Raw genomic sequence first — 20008 nt, 5'->3', positions numbered from 1 at the left:
TAAATTTGATAGCGTTAGTATACAAGAATTTATGATTCTGGAAAGGAGACGCCATGAACGAACAAGCAATGGACACTGTAACACTTCTTCTTGACAACGATGAATCTGTGGAATGCGCGATCCTGTGCATCCTCCCTGTTCAGGGAAAAGATTACATCGCACTGCTTCCTCTCGACGATGAGGGTGACACCGACGAGGAAAGCCGTGTATTCCTCTACCGCTATCTTGAGACAGAGGGAGAAGAACCTCAGTTGGAAAATATCGACGATGACGAAGAATTCGAGATTGTTGCCGACGCCTATGATGAATGGCTCGACGCGCAGGAATACGAGGCGCTGGATCTTGACGCACTCGGATTAGACTCCCTCGAATAATTCATCGACAAAACGGGAAGGCTTTGCGTCCTTTCCGTTTTTTATTTTTACATATGTGATCTTCAGCACGTCTTTCGCACGGGTCATCGCCACATAAAACAATCGGCGCTCTTCCTCTTCGCCCATTTCTTTCAATGATTTCTTGTAAGGGATCCGCCCCTCGTTCGCCTGTACGATAAAAACCGTATCAAATTCCAGCCCTTTTGCCGCGTGCATCGTCATCAGCCGTACTCCCGGAGCATCCATTTCCCGTTTTTGCTGCCGCATTTTCAATGCGTTCGTATATTCCTCGATATGCGCAAACCATTCCGCAAATGTCTGAAATGGTTTTGCGGCTTCCTCGATCTCCGAAAGTGCCTCGAACAAATCGCTTGCGGGCATCCGTTTTCCGGCTGCATATTCTCTTAAAAATTCATCATAACCGATCTTTCTTCTCACATACTGGATCGCCGCATACGGCGCCATCTTTTTCAGCATACGGATATCCCACTCGAACTGATCGATCCGATCCTGCATCCATTCTTTCTCTTCATAAAAAATCCGGATCTGCTCAAACGAAATCTTCCGGCTTCCCGATACGCTTTCTCGGCTGATATACCGTTTCGGCCGGTTCATGATCTGGAGAAAATCACTCCTTGAAAATTCGCCGTCCGCCATCCGGAAATATGCCTGTAAATCTTTTGCGATAAAATGATCATAGAGATTCGCCATATGTTCCCGCATCTGAAACGGGATCTTCTTCTCCAGCAATCCCTCCACAACACTTCTGGCGTCGGTATGGATCCGATACAAAACGGCAATGTCCTCCGCTTTTACGCCCTCCCGGATCCTTTTTTCGATCTCATCCGCCACATACTGCCCCTCTTCCTGGGAATCTTTCAGTTCCTGTACATGAAGACTTGCCCCCGCCGGGCGATTGGCTTTGATCTCTTTTTCAAAACGGATCTCATTATGACCGATCACACGCAGTGCATTTCTCACGATGTTGGATGTAGACCGGTAATTCACATCCAGAAGAATCTGATCTGCCTGCGGATAATCCTCCTTGAAGCGGAACATTAACTTAGAATCCGCTCCGCGGAATCCATAGATTGCCTGATCGTCATCCCCGACCGCAAACAGGTTGTCTTCCGGAGCCGCCAGCATCCGGATCACATCATACTGTACCTGATTGATGTCCTGAAACTCATCGATCAAAATATATCGGAATTTCTGCTGCCACATTTTCAAAACATCCGGACGTTTCAAAAACAGATCCCGGCACAATACGAGCATATCGTCAAAGTCGATCTTTCTCGCCTGCTTCCGCATCCGTTCGTATTCACAGTAGATCCGCCGAAACGCATCCGGCGCACATTTTTTACTCTGATACGTCTGAATATCCAGTCCGTTATTCTTCACCAGTCCGATCTCCGCCGTCAGATCCTGCAAAAATTCTTCCACGTCAAAAATCTCCAGTTCCTCATGGCTCGCGATATGGCGGATCAGACGATATTTCTCTTCTTCCGAGAGCAGATTTTCCGGTCCGAACCGATATGCCCATTTCAAGATGCCATAATAAATGCCGTGAAACGTCCCCATCGTCACCGGAAGCTTTTTCCCGCCGCATAACTTGAGCAGCCTCGCTTTCATCTCCGCCGCCGCATATTTAGTAAAAGTAATGACCAGAATCTCTTCTGGTCTTACTTTACATTCCTCGATGAGGTGCCTGATTCGATTTACAATGGTCAGTGTCTTTCCTGACCCAGGTCCCGCCAGCACTAGACACGGACCCTCTCTGTGCAAAACAGCACGCTTTTGTGCCTGGTTAAACCCCATACCTTCCTCTTTCTTATGCCTGTTCGCTTAACTTTTCCACACCGGCGCGGATCCGCTTCAAAGATTCCTCTTTTCCGAGAACTTCCATGATCTCTGTTGCTCCTCCCGGTGTATTCTGCTTTCCGGAAACCGCAGTACGGATCGGCCACATCACATATCCGATCTTATAACCTTTTTCTCCGGCAAATGCTTTCAGCGTCTCAAACAATGCATCGTTGCTGAAATCCCCCTGATTTTCCAGAATCGGAAGCAACTCTTTCAACACTTCCAGCGCTTTCTGCGGATCTGTCTTCATCTTCTTGTGCGTATACATCGCAACATCATATTCCGGTACCGCCTCAAAGAAATCGATCTGCTCGCGGATATCCGGCAGGATCTCGATCCTCGTCTTCACCAGAGCTGCAATCTTCTTTGTATCACAGTCACGGGTTACAACCTCTTCAATGTACGGTCTTGCCATCTCATAAAAACGGTCAAAATCCATCGCTTTCAAGTATTCCCCGTTCATCCATTTCAGTTTCACTGTATCAAATACAGCCGGAGATTTGCTCATATGTGTATAATCAAAGGCTTCTACCAGTTCTTCCAACGAGAAGATCTCGCGATTGTCAGTCGGACACCATCCAAGCAGCGCCACATAGTTGACTACCGCTTCCGACACAAATCCCTGCTCGATCAGATCTTCATAGGAAGCATGCCCGCACCGCTTGCTCAATTTCTTATGATTCTCATCTGTGATCAGCGGACAATGTACATAAACCGGGATTTCCCAGCCAAATGCCTCATACAGACGATTGTACTTCGGCGCGGATGCAAGGTATTCATTCCCGCGCACAACATGTGTGATCTCCATCAGATGATCGTCGATCACATTGGCAAAGTTATAGGTCGGGAATCCATCCGACTTGATCAGGATCATATCGTCCAGCTCATTATTCGGAACTGTGATATCTCCGTAAATCTCGTCATGGAATGTGGTCGTTCCCTCTCTCGGGATATTCAGGCGGATCACCCACGGTTTGCCTGCCGCTAAGTTTGCTTCCACCTCTTCTTTGCTCAGTCCCAGACAATGCTTGTCGTATACCACAATATCGGTTCCGTCTTCCGACACGGATGTCCGAAGAGAATTCAGTCGCTCTTTGTCACAGAAACAGTAATACGCATCTCCCTGCTCTACAAGCTGCTTCGCATACTTCAGATACAGTCCCTGCGCATTCCGCTCGCTCTGTACATACGGTCCGTATCCTTTGTCTTTATCCGGACCCTCATCGTGGATCAGACCGGTTTTCTCCATCGTCCGGTAAATGATATCCAGCGCACCCTCTACAAACCGCTCCTGATCGGTATCTTCTACACGGAGGATAAAGTCTCCGCCCTCATGCTTCGCAATCAAATATGCATAAAGCGCTGTCCGCAGATTTCCCACATGCATCCGTCCGGTCGGACTTGGCGCAAATCTTGTTCTGATCTTTTTCATCTTATTCGTCTCCAATTCTATTTCTTCTCATTCTTTCAAATGCCCTTTTATTATAGACCAACTCGTAAAAATGTTCAACAAACAATTACAGCCAGGACCCGATCCTTCTTGATTTGGTCAGCTTTACAGTCTTTGCAGTTCCGGTCGGTCGGCTTAGATCAGCTGGACGTCGCATCCGGCAAAAATCGGTTCATAATGTGCCAGGCTGCCTCCCGGAACCGCGATCGTCATTCCGTTTCCGTCTCCTGCCCCGAACATTCCCGAATCCATCTCCACCATTTTGCACTCCCAAAGATCCAGCCGTTCCAATCTGCTGTTCTCAAACGCGCCTGCGGCAATGCGCTGCACCGTAGGCGGCACAATATATGCGCCGGTCTTCCCACTTGGAAATGCAAGGATTTCTTTCATTTCCGCGTCAAACAACACGCCGTCTTCACTTGCAAATACCGGACTTCCTCCTGCCTCGATCCATTCCAGATCTGTCAGTTTTGCCAATGCGCCTTTCTCGATCACGGTCAATGCGGACGGGAGCACGATCTCGTAAACACCTCCGGAAAGACCGGAAAACGCATCTTTCCGTATTCCTGTAAAAATCCCCTCCGGAAGATATAAAACGCCATCGTCGATTTCCAGCAATTCCGGAGTGATCTTGCATAACATACCGCTTTCATCCACGACCCATGGCGACGCGGGAACAGCAGGATTCTCTGCACCGCCATCCGCTGTATCTCCATCTGCTGTATCTCCATCTGCTGTTCCGTCGCCCGGTGTTTCCGAAGTATCTCCGTCTGTATTTCCATCTTGAACACCGGAATCGGAACTTCCGCCTTCTCCCAGATCCGTATCTTCCTCTGTGTCTCCGGATATGGAACCGTCATTTTCGTCTGCTGTCGGGCGATCCGCTGCCGGGTCATCTGTCGTCGGACGGTCCACTGCCGGATTGTCGGTCAGCGGCGGATCCACGGTCGGATGATCGGTCAACGGAATATCCGTTGTCGGCAGATTCTCTGTTCCCGTCGGAATTTTGTCCGGTATCAGCGGATCCGGAACGACAATGACCTCCTCTGTCTTTGTATCTTCTCCGGCCTCGTCCGGACCGGACATCCCGCCTGTCTCTCCTGTCGGGAAAGAATCCCAATCGATACTTGTCTCCAACAAAAATGCGGCTTCGGAATCTTCCGAAACTTCCATTGGTATTTTTACCGTTGATGTTTCTGACAGACTCACACACTTCCCGACCGGCTCTTCCATATCGAACAGATGTTTTAACGTTCTATTCGCTTTCACTTTCTCTTCGGCTACCGTATGCTCTCTTCGAAACAAGTCAGGCTTTCTCAAAGCGTTCATCCCCTGATCCGCCGCCACGATCACCAGACTTCCCGCAAACAGCAACGGCAATATCCCTTTTATTTTTCTTCTTTTCACCGGCACCGCAGTCTCGGCGTACTCCAGTTTCACACATTCTTCCATCCCTCTTCATCCTCCGGGTCTTCTCTTTTGTATAATTCAGCTAGGATTGTACAAAAGAAAAAGGAACGCCGCAATCAGATGCAACATTCCTTTGCATTTCCCGGATAAAAGCATGGAAATCAGACGTTGATTTCCGCTTTCACACCAAGTAATTCTTTATTCTTTTCAAGCAGCGGACGGATCACATTGTTCAGATATGCGTCTACCTGCACTGCCGCACGCCCTACATAGCGGGACGGATCCATTGTCTTTTTCAGATCTTCCAAAGTCAGGTTGAATGCCGGATCTTCCGCGATCAGTTCCAGAAGATTGTTGTCGAGACCTTTCTCTTTTACATTTCTTCCTGCTTCCATAGAGAGTTCCCGGATTCGCTCATGCAGTTCCTGACGGTCTCCGCCGGCTTTCACGGCATCCATCATAATATTCTCCGTCGCCATAAACGGCAGTTCGGACATCAGACGTTTTTCGATGACTTTCGGATATACGACCAGACCGTCCACTACGTTCAGACAGAGGTCTAAAATACTGTCGATCGCAAGGAATCCCTCCGGAACGCTCAAACGCTTGTTGGCGGAATCATCCAATGTACGCTCGAACCACTGTGTTGCCGACGTGATCGCCGGATTCAGCGCATCGATCATCACATAACGGGACAGGGAAGCGATCCGCTCGCTCCGCATCGGATTTCTCTTATATGCCATCGCAGAAGATCCGATCTGACTCTTCTCAAACGGCTCCTCGATCTCTTTTAAATGCTGCAGCAGACGGATGTCATTGGAGAACTTATGCGCGCTCGCCGCGATCCCGGCAAGTACGTTCAGCACACGGGTATCTACCTTTCTCGAATACGTCTGTCCGGACACCGGATAACATGCTTTGAATCCCATCTTTTCTGCGATCATCGGATCGATCTTATCGATCGTCTCCTGATCTCCGTCGAATAATTCCAGGAAACTTGCCTGTGTTCCTGTTGTTCCTTTGGATCCAAGCAGTTTCAGACTTCCAAGCACATATTCCAGATCTTCCAGATCCATCTCAAATTCCTGCATCCACAGTGTGGCACGTTTTCCGACAGTTGTCGGCTGTGCCGGCTGAAAATGCGTAAATGCCAATGTCGGCTGTTCTTTATAGGTATCGGCAAATTTTGCCAGTTCCGCGATCACATTGATCAGTTTCTTGCGAACCAATTTCAATGCTTCTGCCATCACGATCACATCGGTATTGTCCCCCACATAACAGGACGTCGCTCCGAGATGGATGATCCCTTTTGCTTTCGGACACTGTACGCCATAAGCATATACATGGGACATAACGTCATGGCGCACGACTTTTTCACGTTCTTTCGCCACATCGTAGTTGATATCCTCCGCATGTGCCTTTAACTCTTCAATCTGCTCGTCTGTAATATTGAGTCCCAACTCTTTCTCGGTCTCTGCCAGCGCGATCCACAGCTTTCTCCATGTCTTAAATTTCTTATCCGGCGAGAAAATATACTGCATTTCCTTGCTCGCATAACGCTCTGAGAGCGGACTTACATAACGGTCTGTACTCATAAAATTGTTTCTCCTGTTTTTCTTCCTGGATTTTTTCCGAATTTCCTATCGGATCCCGATTCGTTTAAACACTTCCTGATAAGCGTCTTCCACATTGCCCATATCCCGGCGGAAACGGTCTTTATCCAATTTCTCGTGTGTCTCTTTATCCCACAGGCGGCAGGTATCCGGTGAAATCTCATCTGCAAGAATGATTTCTCCGTGGTAACGTCCGAACTCGATCTTAAAGTCGATCAGGTCGATTCCCGCCTCGTCAAAAAATTTCTTCAACACATCATTTACTTTAAAGGTGTATTCCGTAATCTTGTCGATCTCTTCTCTTGTAGCCGCTCCGATCGCGATCGCAAAATAGTCGTTGATCATCGGGTCTCCGAGATCGTCGTCTTTGTAGCTGAATTCCAGAGTCGGAGCCAGAAGCTTTCTTCCCTCTTCGATCCCGAGTCTTTTAGAAAAACTTCCTGCTGCCACATTACGCACGATCACTTCCAGCGGTACGATCTCCACTTTCTTTACCGCGGTTTCACGATCGCTCAGTTCTTCTACGAAATGAGTCGGAACGCCCTCTTTTTCCAATACCTGGAACACATAGTTAGTCATGCGGTTATTGATCACACCTTTTCCTACGATTGTTCCTTTCTTCTCTCCGTTAAATGCTGTCGCATCATCTTTATAATCTACAATCACGATATCCGGGTCTTCCGTTGCAAAAACCTTTTTCGCTTTTCCTTCGTAAAGCTGTTCCAATTTTTTCATACGTTTACACCTGTCCTTTTCTTTTTCTTTTCCGATTTCTTTTTTACTTCTGTCCTTTGCCGGACAAGAGGATCTTTTCGCGTCAATGCATCAGAAACGATCACACCACTGTGCGCCGACGCTGTTCAAAGAATATCCGCACGATGATTATAATACAAGGCAGTTGGAAAATCAATATTGCCAACTGCCTTGTATGCACTGTCACTCATTATTTATTTCGACGCATATGTATTAGTATCTCTTATAATTCTATACTTATTTATTATTTTAATCATTTTCCAGCTTACCGAGGAACTCTTTCATCCGGGCATTTCCCGAAGAGAACACTTCCTTTGGCGTTCCCTGTTCCGCGATCACACCTTTATCCATGAAAATGATCTTATCCGCTACATTTTTCGCAAAATTCATCTCATGCGTCACGATCACCATCGTCATATGCTCCGCCGCCAGATTTTTGATCACTTTTAAAATCTCGCCGGTCAGTTCCGGATCCAATGCGGACGTCGGCTCGTCGAAAAAGAGCATCTGCGGTTTCATCGCAAGCGCACGGGCGATCGACACTCTCTGCTGCTGCCCGCCGGAGAGCTGATACGGATAAGCGTCCGCACGGTCGGAAAGTCCCATTTTTTCAAGCAGCACTTTCGCCTCCGCATACACTTCTTCTTTCTTTCTCTTCTGCACTTTGATCGGCGCATCCGTAATATTTTTCATCACCGAAAAATGTGGGAACAGATTGAAGTTCTGGAATACAAGCCCGAAACAGGACTGGATCTCCCGCAGTTCCTGCTTTTTCGGAAAGACCGGCTTCCCGTCTTCCATCCACGCCGCCCTTTTCCCGAGATACCGGATCTCGCCTCCTCCGATCGTCTCAAGCATCGTCGCGCACCGAAGCAGCGTCGATTTCCCGGAACCGGACGGACCGATGATCGCCAGGATCTCTCCTTTTTCCACGGAAAGAGAAATGTCTTTGATCACTTCCACCCCGTCAAACGATTTTCTGATATGATTCATTTCCAACAGACTCATCCCATCCGCCTCCTATCGATAATAATCCAGTTTCTTTTCCAACAGCTCCATTCCCCATGCCACTGCATAATTGAAAATGTAGTAAAATACGCCGGCGATGAAAAACGGAACGACCGTCGTCTGGGACGCCGCGATCTGTTTCGCCACCGCAAACATTTCAATGTAAGAAAGAGAATATACAAGCGACGTATCTTTTACGAGCGTGATCACCTCATTTGTCACGGATGGAAGCACGATCTTCACAACCTGCGGCAGGACGATCTTAAAAAAAGTCTGACCTTTTGAATAGCCCAGAAGCGCCGCCGCCTCATACTGCCCTTTCGAAATGGATTCGATTCCGGAGCGGTAGATTTCCGCAAAATATGCCGCATAGTTTAACGAACATCCCAGGAGGATCGCAGTCAGTTTATATCCGCCGATATTCATCCCCCACAAATAATACGGACCAAAATACCATACGAGGAGCTGCAGCATCAGCGGCGTTCCGCGCATGATCGATATGTAGATTTTCACAAGCCAGCTGACCGGCTTGATCCGGCACACCCTGCCGAAGTATACGACCATCCCCAAAGGCAACGAAAAAATCAACGTCAGAAAGAAAATCAGACAAGTCTGTCCGAATCCGACTGTCAGTTGTCTCAGCATTACTTCAAAACTCATTTATCCTGCTCCCTCCATACACAAGCGTGCCCCCCGAAATCTGTTTCCGAGGGGTACTTGTTCTTGTCTCTTGTGTTTATTCTGCCGGTTTCAGTGTGACCATATCGGCAATCTCATATTTCTCTGCCAATTCGGCAACCGTACCGTCATCTGTCAGTTTCTGCAGATCCGCATTGATCTTATCGCAAAGTTCCTGATTTCCCTTTTTAAATGCGACTGCATATTGTTCCGTATTGAGTGTCTCATCCACGATCTTGTATCCGTCTCCTCTGGATTTGATCTGGTATTTTGCCACGCCGATGTCGATCGCAAGCGCATCCAGCGCTCCTGCCTGCAGCTCGGTAAATGCGGTATTGTAATCAGCAAATTCATTCAGCGATCCGAATGTATCCGCCAACGCTTTCTGACCGCCCTCCTCTTCACTCTGCAAAAGTTCCAGCGCCGCCGACGCCGCCTGTACGCCGACAACCTTTCCTGCCAGTGCATCCAGCGTATCGATTCCGGAGTCTTCCGCAACGACGATCACCTGGCTGTTATCCACATAGGAATCGGAAAATGTATAATCATCTTCGCGCCCGTTCATCGTAAATCCATTCCAGATACAGTCGATGGATCCGGAATTCAGTTCCATGTCTTTGGAATCCCAGTTGATCGGTTTTTTCACCAGTTCCCAGCCCTCCAGATCACAGACTGCCTGTGCAAGCTCCAAGTCAAATCCGGTATATTCTCCGTTTTCATCCATATAACCGTATGGCGGATATTCCGCATCAAATCCAACGGTAAAGACGGTTCCGCCCTCGGAAACCGAATCCCCCGATGCGTTTTCCTCTTTCGCATCTTCCGCAGTCACATCGGATTGCTTATCTGCGTTCTCCTCGTTTCCTCCGCCGCATCCGGTCAAAATTGTTGTCATCGTAAGTGCCGCCGCAAGCAGCAATGCCATTTTCTTTTTCATCGTCATTCTCCTCCCTGCCGTGGCACGTCATTCTTTTACTAATTGACCACTTTACCACGCTAAATTACTTGGATATAATAACACACATTATGGCTGATGTCAACTCGCAGATAATAATCTCGCACTTCTTCACCGATAAAACGTCCACCGCCTGCTAAATATGGCTTCGGCGGTACTGACGTTTCCATTTCTCCAGCATCACATCATTCAATTCCAGCTGCAGATTCTCTTTGATGTCTTCCATTTCCTGACGCATCTGTGCATTGATCTCCACATACTCGTCATGTTTCGTCAACAGGATATGATATTCCTCCAACGACATATATTTATAGGAAGCATAGAGATACGGCTTTAACAGCGCGCGGTCCTCGCAGATCTGATACGCCCGGTCATACATCTTTGCCGATTCCTGATACAAGAACTGCTTGCCGTATGCAGCGCCGAGCCCGGCATAGATCCGTCCGTAAAATTTTGCATCCACCGTCTCGTCTTTTTCCTGATTTAAGATCGCCTGATAGACGAGGATCGCTTCCTCGATCTCGCCGCTCTCAAGAAGATTGTCCGCCTTATATTTCTGCCGCTCAATGTCTTTCTGGTTTTTCAGACGTTCCAATACGTTCTGGATCCGGATCATCTCCGGATCACGATAGATCTTCGAATATTTTAAGATCGTCAGAACGAATTTCTCCACTGTTCCGTGCATCCGGATCACATCCCGGAGCATTCCCGCCAGATCGTGCATCCCCAGCTCTTCATCGAGCCATGCGCAGAGCTGCTCATTCATGATCGTATAATCGATCAGATAGAGATTGTTGCACAGATAATAACATAATTCTTCTATTGTAAAGATCTTGCAGTGGATCCTTGTGATCTCGTAGGGATGCGCCGCATGTTTGTCATGACAAAGAACCAAACTTCCCATCGTTGCCTCCTAAATGTATAATCTTCTCCTCCTGAAAATCCGTTGCAAGGAAAAACTCTCCGAATCCCACATCCCGCACGGTTATCTTACAGGTCTTCTCATCCAAGAATAATGTCTCGATCTGCAGACGCATCGAATATTCGCCGCGCCGCGGAAATTTATCCAGTGAGATCACTTCGGTGCGAAGTGTCCCCTGGATCAGCGATTCCACATGCAATTCGATATCCTGCACATCCTCCAGAAGAACTTCCCACTGATTGTTCGACTCATACCACTGCGCCCCCCATGACACGATCGGATACCACATCTCCTGTCCGCCGACCCGCATATTGACCGTGATCTGATCGGTCAGTTTACTTTCCGATAAATAGACCGGATCCTCAATGTGCATAAACATCTTCCGGTATGCCGTATAACATGCGCCCTTGCTGTACAGATTGTTTCCGATAAACGCTCTCCGCCCGTTGCAAAGCACGCGCAGCGACTTCGGATACCAGTTATTCTCAAATCCCTCTCCGGTCAGAAAGACCGAAGAGACGATCCGCTTATCGAACACGCCCTCGATAAACTTACAGAAACGCGCGTCCGCATCTTTCGCCTTGTCTTCATTCAGGACCGGATATACCGCCGCCAGCTCTTTCATATGCGCGCTCGCCACTTCATCCACCGTCACAAACGTCGTCCTGCCGCCGCCAAGCCCCGGTTTCAGCCGTCGGAGCATATACGCCTTGATCTCATTTCGGTCACAGCAAAATAACGCCGCGTCATACTGCCACAATTCTTTCGGCTGGTAAAACAAGTAGTTGCAGAAACTTTCCTTGTAATCCTGAATAAAAATATGCTGTTTGTCGATATTCATCCGCACGGCGATCCCGCGCAGAAGCTGTGCCAGTTCTTCCGTCAGCTCCGGCACAGTGAACACGATCCCGTCGATCTGCGGAAACGAGAGCAGCGACATCTGCACAAACTTGGAAAGAAGCCAGACTGCATCATATGTCTCCTCCCCAAATTCGATCTTTTCCCCGTTCAGACTCCTCTCGAGAAGTCTGGTCACGGCAAATCCCTCTTTGATCGTCGCCAGACGTTTCGCTTCTTTTCCATACGCCCAGGTATCCCTGAGTTTCCCGATGATCAGCGGGATCTGGTAATTGTCCGCATCGACTTCCAGCGTCTCCGGTTCCAGCTGCTGTTCATTATAAAAGCTGATCTGGCATGTCTTCTCGTTGATCTCATATCCTATTATATTGCCCTGTCCCATCGCAGCCAGCCTCCTTTTTCTCCTTGTTACTGTTCAAACATATGCGCGGCGATCATATCTTCCTGCGCATACGCTTTCATTCGCGTCTCTTTCTCCATATCCGAAGAAAGCAAAATATCGTTCAGCCGACCGTAACGTCCGTCCTCGCCTTTCTGTACCTCTTTGATACAGCTTTGCTTGTCGCTCCGGTAAGAGTTTCCGTCGATCGTCTCTTTAAAGTAATATTTCAGTTTTTCATTCGCAAACAAAACAAATTTCTTCACATAAATATTCTCATACATCGGCGTCAGCACTTCCGTTGAGTAGTCCACGCTCTCGGTGCTTCCTTTTTGAAGCTGATAGTAGAGCATCACACGGCTTCCTTTCTGCCCTTTATAAGAAATGATCGTCTTGTCCCACAACTGCAGTTCGATCAGCCAGTCTTTCTCGTACGATAAGAAAAACGGGAAGTAGATCTGCCGTCCGCAGAGATTCTGCAAAAACTGCTTCAAAGTCTTCCGAAGCGTCGTGTTGTACGGTCTCGTCGAATAATATTTGAGCACCGCGATCTTACAGATGTCGATTACTTCCTCACCTTTTTCAAACTCCCTGCAGATGATGTCGATCACACTTTTACTGATCTTCCGGTTCTCGGTCACATACTCTCTGGACATATATGCCAGATATGCCTGCTGCAGCCGGAAATAAGCTCCCTCCGCATAATAATCTTCAAAAATTGCCGCCTCGGCAAACACTTCCTCCGCAAACAGCATCTGTGTCAGAATCCGCTCACCTAATTTATGGGTGTGCACCTCATACTCTTTTGCCTCTCTCCAGAGCTGTTTCATGTCGGTCGTCGCACCGCAGTAATATTTGGCAAGATATGTAAGGATCACTTTATCGTACTGTTTTTTCTTAAACAATTCAAAGCAGACATACGTCAGGAAATCATCGTTCTCATAATTATTTTCGCGGATCGTCTTGCTGCAAAGCGCCAGCATCTCGCTTTCGTTATATTTTTCCAGTCCGGTTTCCTGCACGACTTCCAACGTCAGTTCCACATCCTCGTCTTCCTGCCGGTTCAGGCGCAGGCTGTTCAGATATTTCCGGCATATATCCATATACCGCAGTTCATAAAACAGACGCTTGCTCTCATATGGGATGGAATCCGTGTAATGACGTCCATCCTTTCCCTCCCATACAAGCCGCGCAGTCTTGGAATATAAAAATACCTGTGCGCGGTTATCGGTACACGGAACTTTCTGTGAGATCGTCCCGTCGTCTTCGATCACATGGATATATTTCATTCCCGGAACTTTCGTCGTTATGTCATACGCGTGACAAATATCATACAACGCTTTCACCCGTTCCGGATTCAGCTGTTCTTCGGATAAAAACCGCTTGTAAATCACACGCAAATATTCATCGATATGTCTGCGGTCAAGCTGATTCCATGCAAACGCCTCCATCTCGTCCCGGTAATGTGCATAGATCTCGCTGCTTTCATCCACATACAAGATCAGGTTGGAATACAGAAACGAACATTTCCTATATTCCAGATTATTTCCGTGCATAAAATACAGATACACCGAACGCGGCAATGCTTTGTGGAATTTTGTCACATCCAGAGCCGCCATATAATATTCGTAAAGCTGCGCGATCTTCAGTTCCGACTCCACTGCCTTTTCATACCATGCAAAGCAGCTGCTGTCGATCACATTCCCCTTGATCAGAAGCGTGCAGATCGCAGTCAGGATCATGGACTCCGGATACATTTCATATGCCAGCACAAGTGTATCGTACAAATGCTGGTCATAATGTTTCAGCTGGCTTGCCAGGTTCGCCGTGTAAAGCGCCAATTCTTTTGTCATCAGTTTATATTTCGCAGCAAAAGAAAGTACGCGCACTTCAAACATCCCAAGCTTTTTCAGCGAAGAGCTCTTCTCCCTGTAGCACTTAAATGCTTCCAGATAAAAGATCAGGCTGTGTACTTTTTCCTCATCGAACAGCTTCTCCAGCACGCGGAGCCGTTCGCTTAAGATCTTGTATTCCGAATCCACATTGATCAGCATGCAGAGAATCTTCCAACTCTCCGGATGCTTCATGTAAGACTTGGACAATTCTTCCGCCACCCTGCGCTGTCCGATCGAATCGTTGCTCAAAAGCGTGGTCAGATACAGATAATAAGAACTCAGTTCCACATTTTTTCCGATTGCAAACCGATTATAGTTATAGGACTCCAGAAGCGTCTTCGCCTCATCCGTCTGCCCTCCGATCAGACAGATATGGGCATGCACAAGCAGATACATCTCATTGCGCTCGTCAACTTTCCGGAGATGTTCGATCCGTTTGAGCGCCTCGCCCGTCCAGGTCGTAAGATCTTTTTTCCCTGCTTCATACTGCAGATATCCTTTCAGGATGCTTGCAAATTCCAGATCCTCCGCTCTCCGGTCTTCGTCCCGGCAAATGTCTTTCTCCACGATGATCTCATAGCGCATCGTCTCATACGGCGTTTCCAGAATGATCTGCCCGAAATTGCTTCCCCGATGCAGTTTCTCCGTATCGATAAAATATTCCAATCGGTAGGAATTGCCGATAAACTCTTCGGTGATGATCTTCGTATGCTCTACGTTTAAGAACTCCCCCTCGGTATGTACGTCGATCGCAAGATATCCCCAGGTATTCTTCTTAATCGTAAAAATCTCTTTCCGCGGCTCCGTCAGAGATGTGAACGCCCGGCTTTCCTCCTCAAGTGTAAGGAAGATTTTTTCTTTCTGCTTGCATCCCACAAGAAATTCTTCCAATGCCTGCTGATCCAGTTCCCACTTTCTCATATTGTCGTAAAGCGCCTGGATCCGCTTGTCCTCATACTTCAGGATTTCATAAAAATCCCGTGACCGGAATAACTTCTCCGCCTCCGCCGGATCACGAAACGCCAGTTTTTTGAAATCTTCCAGACTCTGGATCTTGCCGTACCGTGTCATCACATATGGCTTCTCGATGATCGCGGTAAATGCAATGTCATACTCTCCGCCGTTGCAGACGATCGTAAATTTACCGTGTTCCACATGTCCCGGTACTAATCCGGTTCCGTCATATGTATAATAGATATTGACAGGGTTTCCGTCAAATCCCTGTTCCTCGCAGTGCACACGAAAAGAAGAAGGGTACACCAGTCCACGGATGGTTCCCTCCCCCTGATTCTGCAGTGAAAAGCTACCCTCGTATTTCTCGCCTTCCCCTACGCGCATTGTAATATGTGTCTCCGGAAATATGATCTCCGGCTGTGGAATATGAAAATCTCCTTTTGACAGACGCTTAATCTTATTTTTCAACTTCGTCACCTACTCCAAATCAATCCTGTGTCTGATCCATCGTTTTCGTACAGCGCACAATACCCGGTACAGATGATGGACATGATATAAGAGATTATAACATCTTTCCATAGCGTCTTGCAATGGGGAATCCAAGTTTTTGTTTTCCGATTGTATACATGTATCCATATTATTTTTTTATCCGTTTTCCGGATCTCTGCCGCGCAGTCTCAGATCATAAAACCGGAGTTTTTCCTCCGGCACCGTCAGGCTTTTAATGTTTCCCACTCTTTTTCTTTGAATCCGACAAGTACCTGCTCATCTGAAATCAAAATCGGTCGCTTCACAAGCATGCCGTCTGTTGAAAGAAGCGTAAGCTGTTCGTCTTCCGTCATCTCAGGCAGACGGTCTTTCAATTTCATCTCTTTATATAAGATGCCGCTCGTATTAAAGAAACGTTTCAGCGGCAGCCCGCTTTTTTTATACCATGCCTCAAGCTCCTCTTTCGTCGGATTTTCCGTTTTGATATCACGCTCCTCAAATGAAATTCCTTTTTCTGTCAGCCATTTCTTTGCTTTCTGGCAAGTCGTACATTTTGGATAACATACAAATAACATGATCCATTCCTCTCTTTCTTCTATTATATAGTACCTGTAATATTCCCGGTGCTTCCATCATAACAAAATCTTGTATAAAAATCGATACTTGCTTTTCACTTTACCGCTTTTGTGTTAAAATAGCATCATACTTGAAATTTCTAGCCGTTTTTTGTTTTTTTACACAAATTCCAAGAAAAAAGGCTATCATGAAAGGAAGGATTTCAACGATGCATTGCTTTAGAAAAGTAACAAATGACCTTTACTGGGTAGGAGGCAGCGATCGCCGTCTGGAACTGTTTGAGAACCTGTTCCCGATCCCGCGCGGTGTTTCTTATAATTCCTATCTTCTGCTGGATGAAAAAACTGTCCTGTTTGACACGGTGGACAATTCCATCGGAAGACAGTTTCTCGACAATATTACCGCACTTTTAAACGGCCGGGCACTGGATTACCTTGTTGTCAACCATATGGAACCGGATCACTGTTCCATGATCGCCGACCTTATGCTCCGCTATCCCGATATGCAGATCATCGGCAACGCCAAGACATTTCCGATGATCCGCCAGTTTTATGCCCTTAATCTGGATAGCAAGACGATCGCAGTCAAGGAGGGGGATACATTCTCTTCCGGCACACATACTTTTCGGTTCCTCATGGCTCCGATGGTACACTGGCCGGAAGTGATGCTGACCTATGATGAGACGGACAAAGTCCTCTTCTCCGCTGATGCTTTCGGAACATTCGGAGCTTTAAACGGCGCGATCTTCAATGACGAAATAGATTTTGACCGCGACTGGCTGGATGACGCCCGCCGTTATTACACAAACATCGTCGGCAAATACGGCATGCAGGTGCAGAACGTCCTCAAAAAAGCTTCTGCGTTGGATATCCGGTTTATCTGCCCGCTCCACGGACCGATCTGGAGAAACAATCTTGCTTATCTGTTGGAGAAATATGACATCTGGAGTTCTTACCGTCCGGAAGTCAAAGGCGTGATGATCGCCTACGCTTCCATGTACGGCAATACGGAAAATCTTGCCAATGTTCTCGCTTGTAAACTTGCCGATGCGGGGATCACAAATCTGACGGTTCATGATGTATCCAGATCCGATGTTTCCGAACTGATCGCGGACAGTTTCAAATACAGCCATATCGTACTGGCTTCCCCGACTTACAACGGCGGCGTCTACCCTGCAATGTCCAATCTTCTGGAAGATATGAACGCTCTCGGTATCAAGAACCGCACCGTTGCAGTTCTCGGAAACGGCACATGGGCTCCGACATCCGCCAAACTGATCGAAGCCCGTCTCGCAGAGATGAAAGGCATGACGCTTCTCACAGAAAACTTTGCCGTCAAATCAGCTCTGCAGGATGATCAGCTTGAGGATCTGGACGAGCTTTGCGCTAAGATCGCAGAAACACTTGCCGATTAATTTTTGATGCTATCCAAGCCGGACGGTCCGTCTGCTTTTGCCGCATCGTGATCGTCCGGTCGGCGTCCCACAAAAGATAGGAGGGTTTGAAGATGAAATTAGTAATCACAATGAGCCGTCGTTTTGGAACCGGAGCCAGTGTCATTGCAAACGAACTTTCAAAACGACTGGATATTCCGGTATATGACAAAGCATATATTGAACAGAAACTCGGAGAAAACGCTTACGATAACGAAGCGGAAGCGATCCGCAAACTTGCTGAATCTCCCTGTATCATCCTCGGACGGTGCGCTTCCGATATTTTAAAAGACCGCATGAATGTCCTTAATATTTTTGTATGTGCCGACAAAGAAGACCGGATCAAACGTATCATGGAACTGGAATCACTCGACCGCGAGGCAGCGCAGAAAAAGGTCGAAGATACCGACAAAGAACGTGCCGCATATTATTATGAGAACACCGGAAAAACCTGGGGCGATGTGAACGACTATCACATGATCCTCGACACCTCCGAACTGGGCGTTGATAACTGCGCAAATATCCTTATGCAGTATTTTGAACGTCTTGAATATATTTAATAGGGTAGAGGGAGATCACACAAAATCAATCTGTGTATCTCCCCTTTTTATTCAATCATTTATTTCTTTTATGATCTTAGCCGGTACGCCGCCTACAATTACATTTTCCGGCACATCTTTTGTAACGACCGCACCCGCGGCAATAATCGCTCCATTCCCAACAGTTACCCCCGGAACAATGGTGGCATTTGCTCCAATCCAGACCTTTTCCCCGATCACAATAGGCGCGGGATGCAATGTACTTCGCTTTTGGGGTGCAAAATCATGATTCAATGTAGCCAGAACAACATTATGTCCGATCAATGCGCCATCACCGATCGTAATGCCGCCTTGATCCTGAAAGTGACACCCGGAATTGATAAAAACATTTTTACCAACCGTAATGTTTTTGCCACAATCCGAGTAGAACGGCGGAAATAATCCAAAAGAATCGTCAACCGGTTTTCCAATCAATTCTGAAAATAAATCTCTGATTTCTTCCGGTGTATGGTACCCCTCGTTTAATATGGCGGTTATCTTCATAGCTTCATTACTGACCTTGTGCATGAACTGATGTAGTTCCGAACCGCCCGTCACTGCTTCTCCACTGTTTAAATGTGCTAAAAAATCGTTTAGTTCCATTTACATTTCTCTCCTTACTTCTCTTGATCCATTTCCAGTATATCGTTTATTCATAGGAGTATCAAATACCTATACAAAATAGATTTATATGCTTGACAGGCATATAGTTTGGGCATATTATTTTTACTGACAAAGATAATAAAGGGGAACATATCTATGGAAATTCGTGTTTTACGATACTTTCTTGCTGTAGCAAGAGAAGAAAGTATATCTAATGCTGCTGAATATTTACACATCACACAACCTACACTTTCAAGGCAGATCATGGAATTAGAATAGCAGTTGGGAAGAAAATTATTGAACCGTGGAAAGAGAAATCACAAAATCACTCTGACCAATGAGGGAATATTGCTTCGCAATCGAGCAGAAGAAATCATTACTTTAGTTGATAAGACCAAAGCAGAATTTACAATGCATGATGAAGTGATCAGCGGTAATGTATATATCGGCGGCGGTGAAACAGATGCGATGCGTTTCATTGCAAGAACCGCTCAAAAGCTGCAAGCCGATCATCCCAACATCCGCTATCATCTTTTTAGTGGAAATGCCTATGATGTAACTGAAAAACTGGATAAGGGACTGCTTGATTTCGGAATTTTGATCGAGCCTGCCAATATCGAAAAATATAATTATATCAAATTGCCTGTAACAGACCAATTGGGACTTCTTATGCGAAAAGACAGTCCACTTGCAAAAAAGGAAAAAATATCTCCAAACGATATAAAAACTATCCCGCTTATTACTTCTCAACAGGTATTAGTCCGTAACGAAATATCTGGCTGGAGTGGGCTTGATTTTGACAAACTGAATATTGTCGCTACTTACAATCTGGTATATAATGCTTCCCTCATGGTTGACGAAGGCTTTGGATATGCACTATGTCTTGATAAATTAGTAAACACTTCCGAAAGCAGCACCCTATGCTTTAAACCCCTTGCTCCAAAATTAGAATCTCATCTGGATATTGTCTGGAAAAAGAATCAAGTATTTTCTAAGGCTGCAGAAAAATTCCTGCAAATATTGAAAGACGAAATAACAATTACGGAATCGGGCGTGGCGATCCCTTTTTATCCTTTGCCCCCCCAACCTCTAATCACCGGAAGTGCCAAAAGGCACATTCTGGGATTGTAAGCAGTCGCCAAGGTCTCGGGCACCCCCGGACTTGCACCGGCAAGTGTGGTCCAGCTTCGCTGGACACACCCTATACAAAAAGAAAAA

Annotated in this window: 16 protein-coding genes and 1 pseudogene; 4 read left to right on the top strand and 13 right to left on the bottom strand. The window is 46.8% G+C overall.

What is annotated here, in order from left to right:
• The first annotated feature begins 53 nt into the window (after positions 1-53).
• Positions 54-374, top strand: coding sequence for a DUF1292 domain-containing protein (locus tag I2H87_RS04265; protein WP_009268332.1), 321 nt, complete (start codon positions 54-56; stop codon positions 372-374).
• Here I2H87_RS04265 and I2H87_RS04260 read toward each other — a convergent pair.
• The 12 genes from I2H87_RS04260 to I2H87_RS04205 all read right to left on the bottom strand — a co-directional run bounded on the left by I2H87_RS04260 (position 357) and on the right by I2H87_RS04205 (position 16176).
• Positions 357-2192: an ATP-dependent helicase gene (locus tag I2H87_RS04260; protein ID WP_117549310.1), complete on the bottom strand. Its 1836-nt coding sequence runs from the start codon at positions 2190-2192 to the stop codon at positions 357-359. The genes I2H87_RS04265 and I2H87_RS04260 overlap by 18 nt on opposite strands.
• A 13-nt stretch (positions 2193-2205) precedes the next feature.
• Positions 2206-3669 (bottom strand): glutamate--tRNA ligase, encoded by a 1464-nt coding sequence (gene gltX, locus I2H87_RS04255; protein ID WP_009268334.1) that lies wholly within the window; start codon positions 3667-3669, stop codon positions 2206-2208.
• 153 nt (positions 3670-3822) lie between these two features.
• Positions 3823-5139, bottom strand: a complete 1317-nt coding sequence (locus tag I2H87_RS04250) for a hypothetical protein (RefSeq protein WP_195609408.1) — start codon at positions 5137-5139, stop codon at positions 3823-3825.
• A gap of 119 nt (positions 5140-5258) precedes the next feature.
• Positions 5259-6692 (bottom strand): adenylosuccinate lyase, encoded by a 1434-nt coding sequence (gene purB / locus I2H87_RS04245; protein ID WP_195609407.1) that lies wholly within the window; start codon positions 6690-6692, stop codon positions 5259-5261.
• Positions 6693-6737: 45 nt separating this feature from the next.
• Positions 6738-7445, bottom strand: coding sequence for a phosphoribosylaminoimidazolesuccinocarboxamide synthase (purC, locus tag I2H87_RS04240; RefSeq protein ID WP_009268337.1), 708 nt, complete (start codon positions 7443-7445; stop codon positions 6738-6740).
• Positions 7446-7712: 267 nt separating this feature from the next.
• Positions 7713-8471: an amino acid ABC transporter ATP-binding protein gene (locus tag I2H87_RS04235; RefSeq protein ID WP_009268338.1), complete on the bottom strand. Its 759-nt coding sequence runs from the start codon at positions 8469-8471 to the stop codon at positions 7713-7715.
• Positions 8472-8483: 12 nt separating this feature from the next.
• Positions 8484-9131, bottom strand: coding sequence for an amino acid ABC transporter permease (locus I2H87_RS04230; RefSeq protein ID WP_195609406.1), 648 nt, complete (start codon positions 9129-9131; stop codon positions 8484-8486).
• A 76-nt stretch (positions 9132-9207) separates the two neighbouring features.
• Positions 9208-10086, bottom strand: coding sequence for an amino acid ABC transporter substrate-binding protein (locus tag I2H87_RS04225; RefSeq protein WP_009268340.1), 879 nt, complete (start codon positions 10084-10086; stop codon positions 9208-9210).
• A gap of 154 nt (positions 10087-10240) precedes the next feature.
• Positions 10241-11008, bottom strand: coding sequence for a hypothetical protein (locus I2H87_RS04220; RefSeq protein WP_009268341.1), 768 nt, complete (start codon positions 11006-11008; stop codon positions 10241-10243).
• On the bottom strand, positions 10983-12266 hold the full coding sequence (locus I2H87_RS04215) for a DUF5716 family protein (protein ID WP_009268342.1): 1284 nt from the start codon (positions 12264-12266) through the stop codon (positions 10983-10985). Before I2H87_RS04215 ends, I2H87_RS04220 begins: the two co-directional genes overlap by 26 nt.
• Positions 12267-12292: 26 nt before the next feature.
• Positions 12293-15580: a DUF5717 family protein gene (locus I2H87_RS04210; RefSeq protein WP_009268343.1), complete on the bottom strand. Its 3288-nt coding sequence runs from the start codon at positions 15578-15580 to the stop codon at positions 12293-12295.
• A 245-nt stretch (positions 15581-15825) separates the two neighbouring features.
• Entirely contained in the window at positions 15826-16176 is a 351-nt protein-coding gene (locus I2H87_RS04205; RefSeq protein ID WP_009268344.1) for an arsenate reductase family protein, read from the bottom strand.
• Between the two features lie 209 nt (positions 16177-16385).
• On the opposite strand from I2H87_RS04205, the gene I2H87_RS04200 reads away from it, so the two are divergent.
• Positions 16386-17591 carry an FprA family A-type flavoprotein gene (locus I2H87_RS04200; RefSeq protein WP_195609405.1) on the top strand — a complete coding sequence of 402 codons (1206 nt, stop codon included), beginning with the start codon at positions 16386-16388 and terminating at the stop codon, positions 17589-17591.
• Positions 17592-17683: 92 nt separating this feature from the next.
• Complete coding sequence (locus I2H87_RS04195; RefSeq protein WP_195609404.1) at positions 17684-18169, top strand: cytidylate kinase-like family protein; 486 nt, start codon at positions 17684-17686, stop codon at positions 18167-18169.
• A 51-nt stretch (positions 18170-18220) separates the two neighbouring features.
• On the opposite strand, the gene I2H87_RS04190 is transcribed toward I2H87_RS04195, so the two are convergent.
• The gene (locus I2H87_RS04190; protein WP_117549304.1) at positions 18221-18790 is read right to left on the bottom strand and encodes a DapH/DapD/GlmU-related protein; all 570 of its coding nucleotides are present in this window, start codon (positions 18788-18790) and stop codon (positions 18221-18223) included.
• A gap of 156 nt (positions 18791-18946) precedes the next feature.
• On the opposite strand from I2H87_RS04190, the pseudogene I2H87_RS04185 reads away from it, so the two are divergent.
• A pseudogene (locus tag I2H87_RS04185) lies at positions 18947-19921 on the top strand (LysR family transcriptional regulator).
• Positions 19922-20008 lie beyond the last annotated feature (87 nt).

The organism is Mediterraneibacter glycyrrhizinilyticus, from assembly GCF_015560805.1.
GTDB lineage: Bacteria > Bacillota > Clostridia > Lachnospirales > Lachnospiraceae > Schaedlerella > Schaedlerella glycyrrhizinilytica_A.
This window is presented reverse-complemented; position numbering and strand designations above follow the sequence as displayed.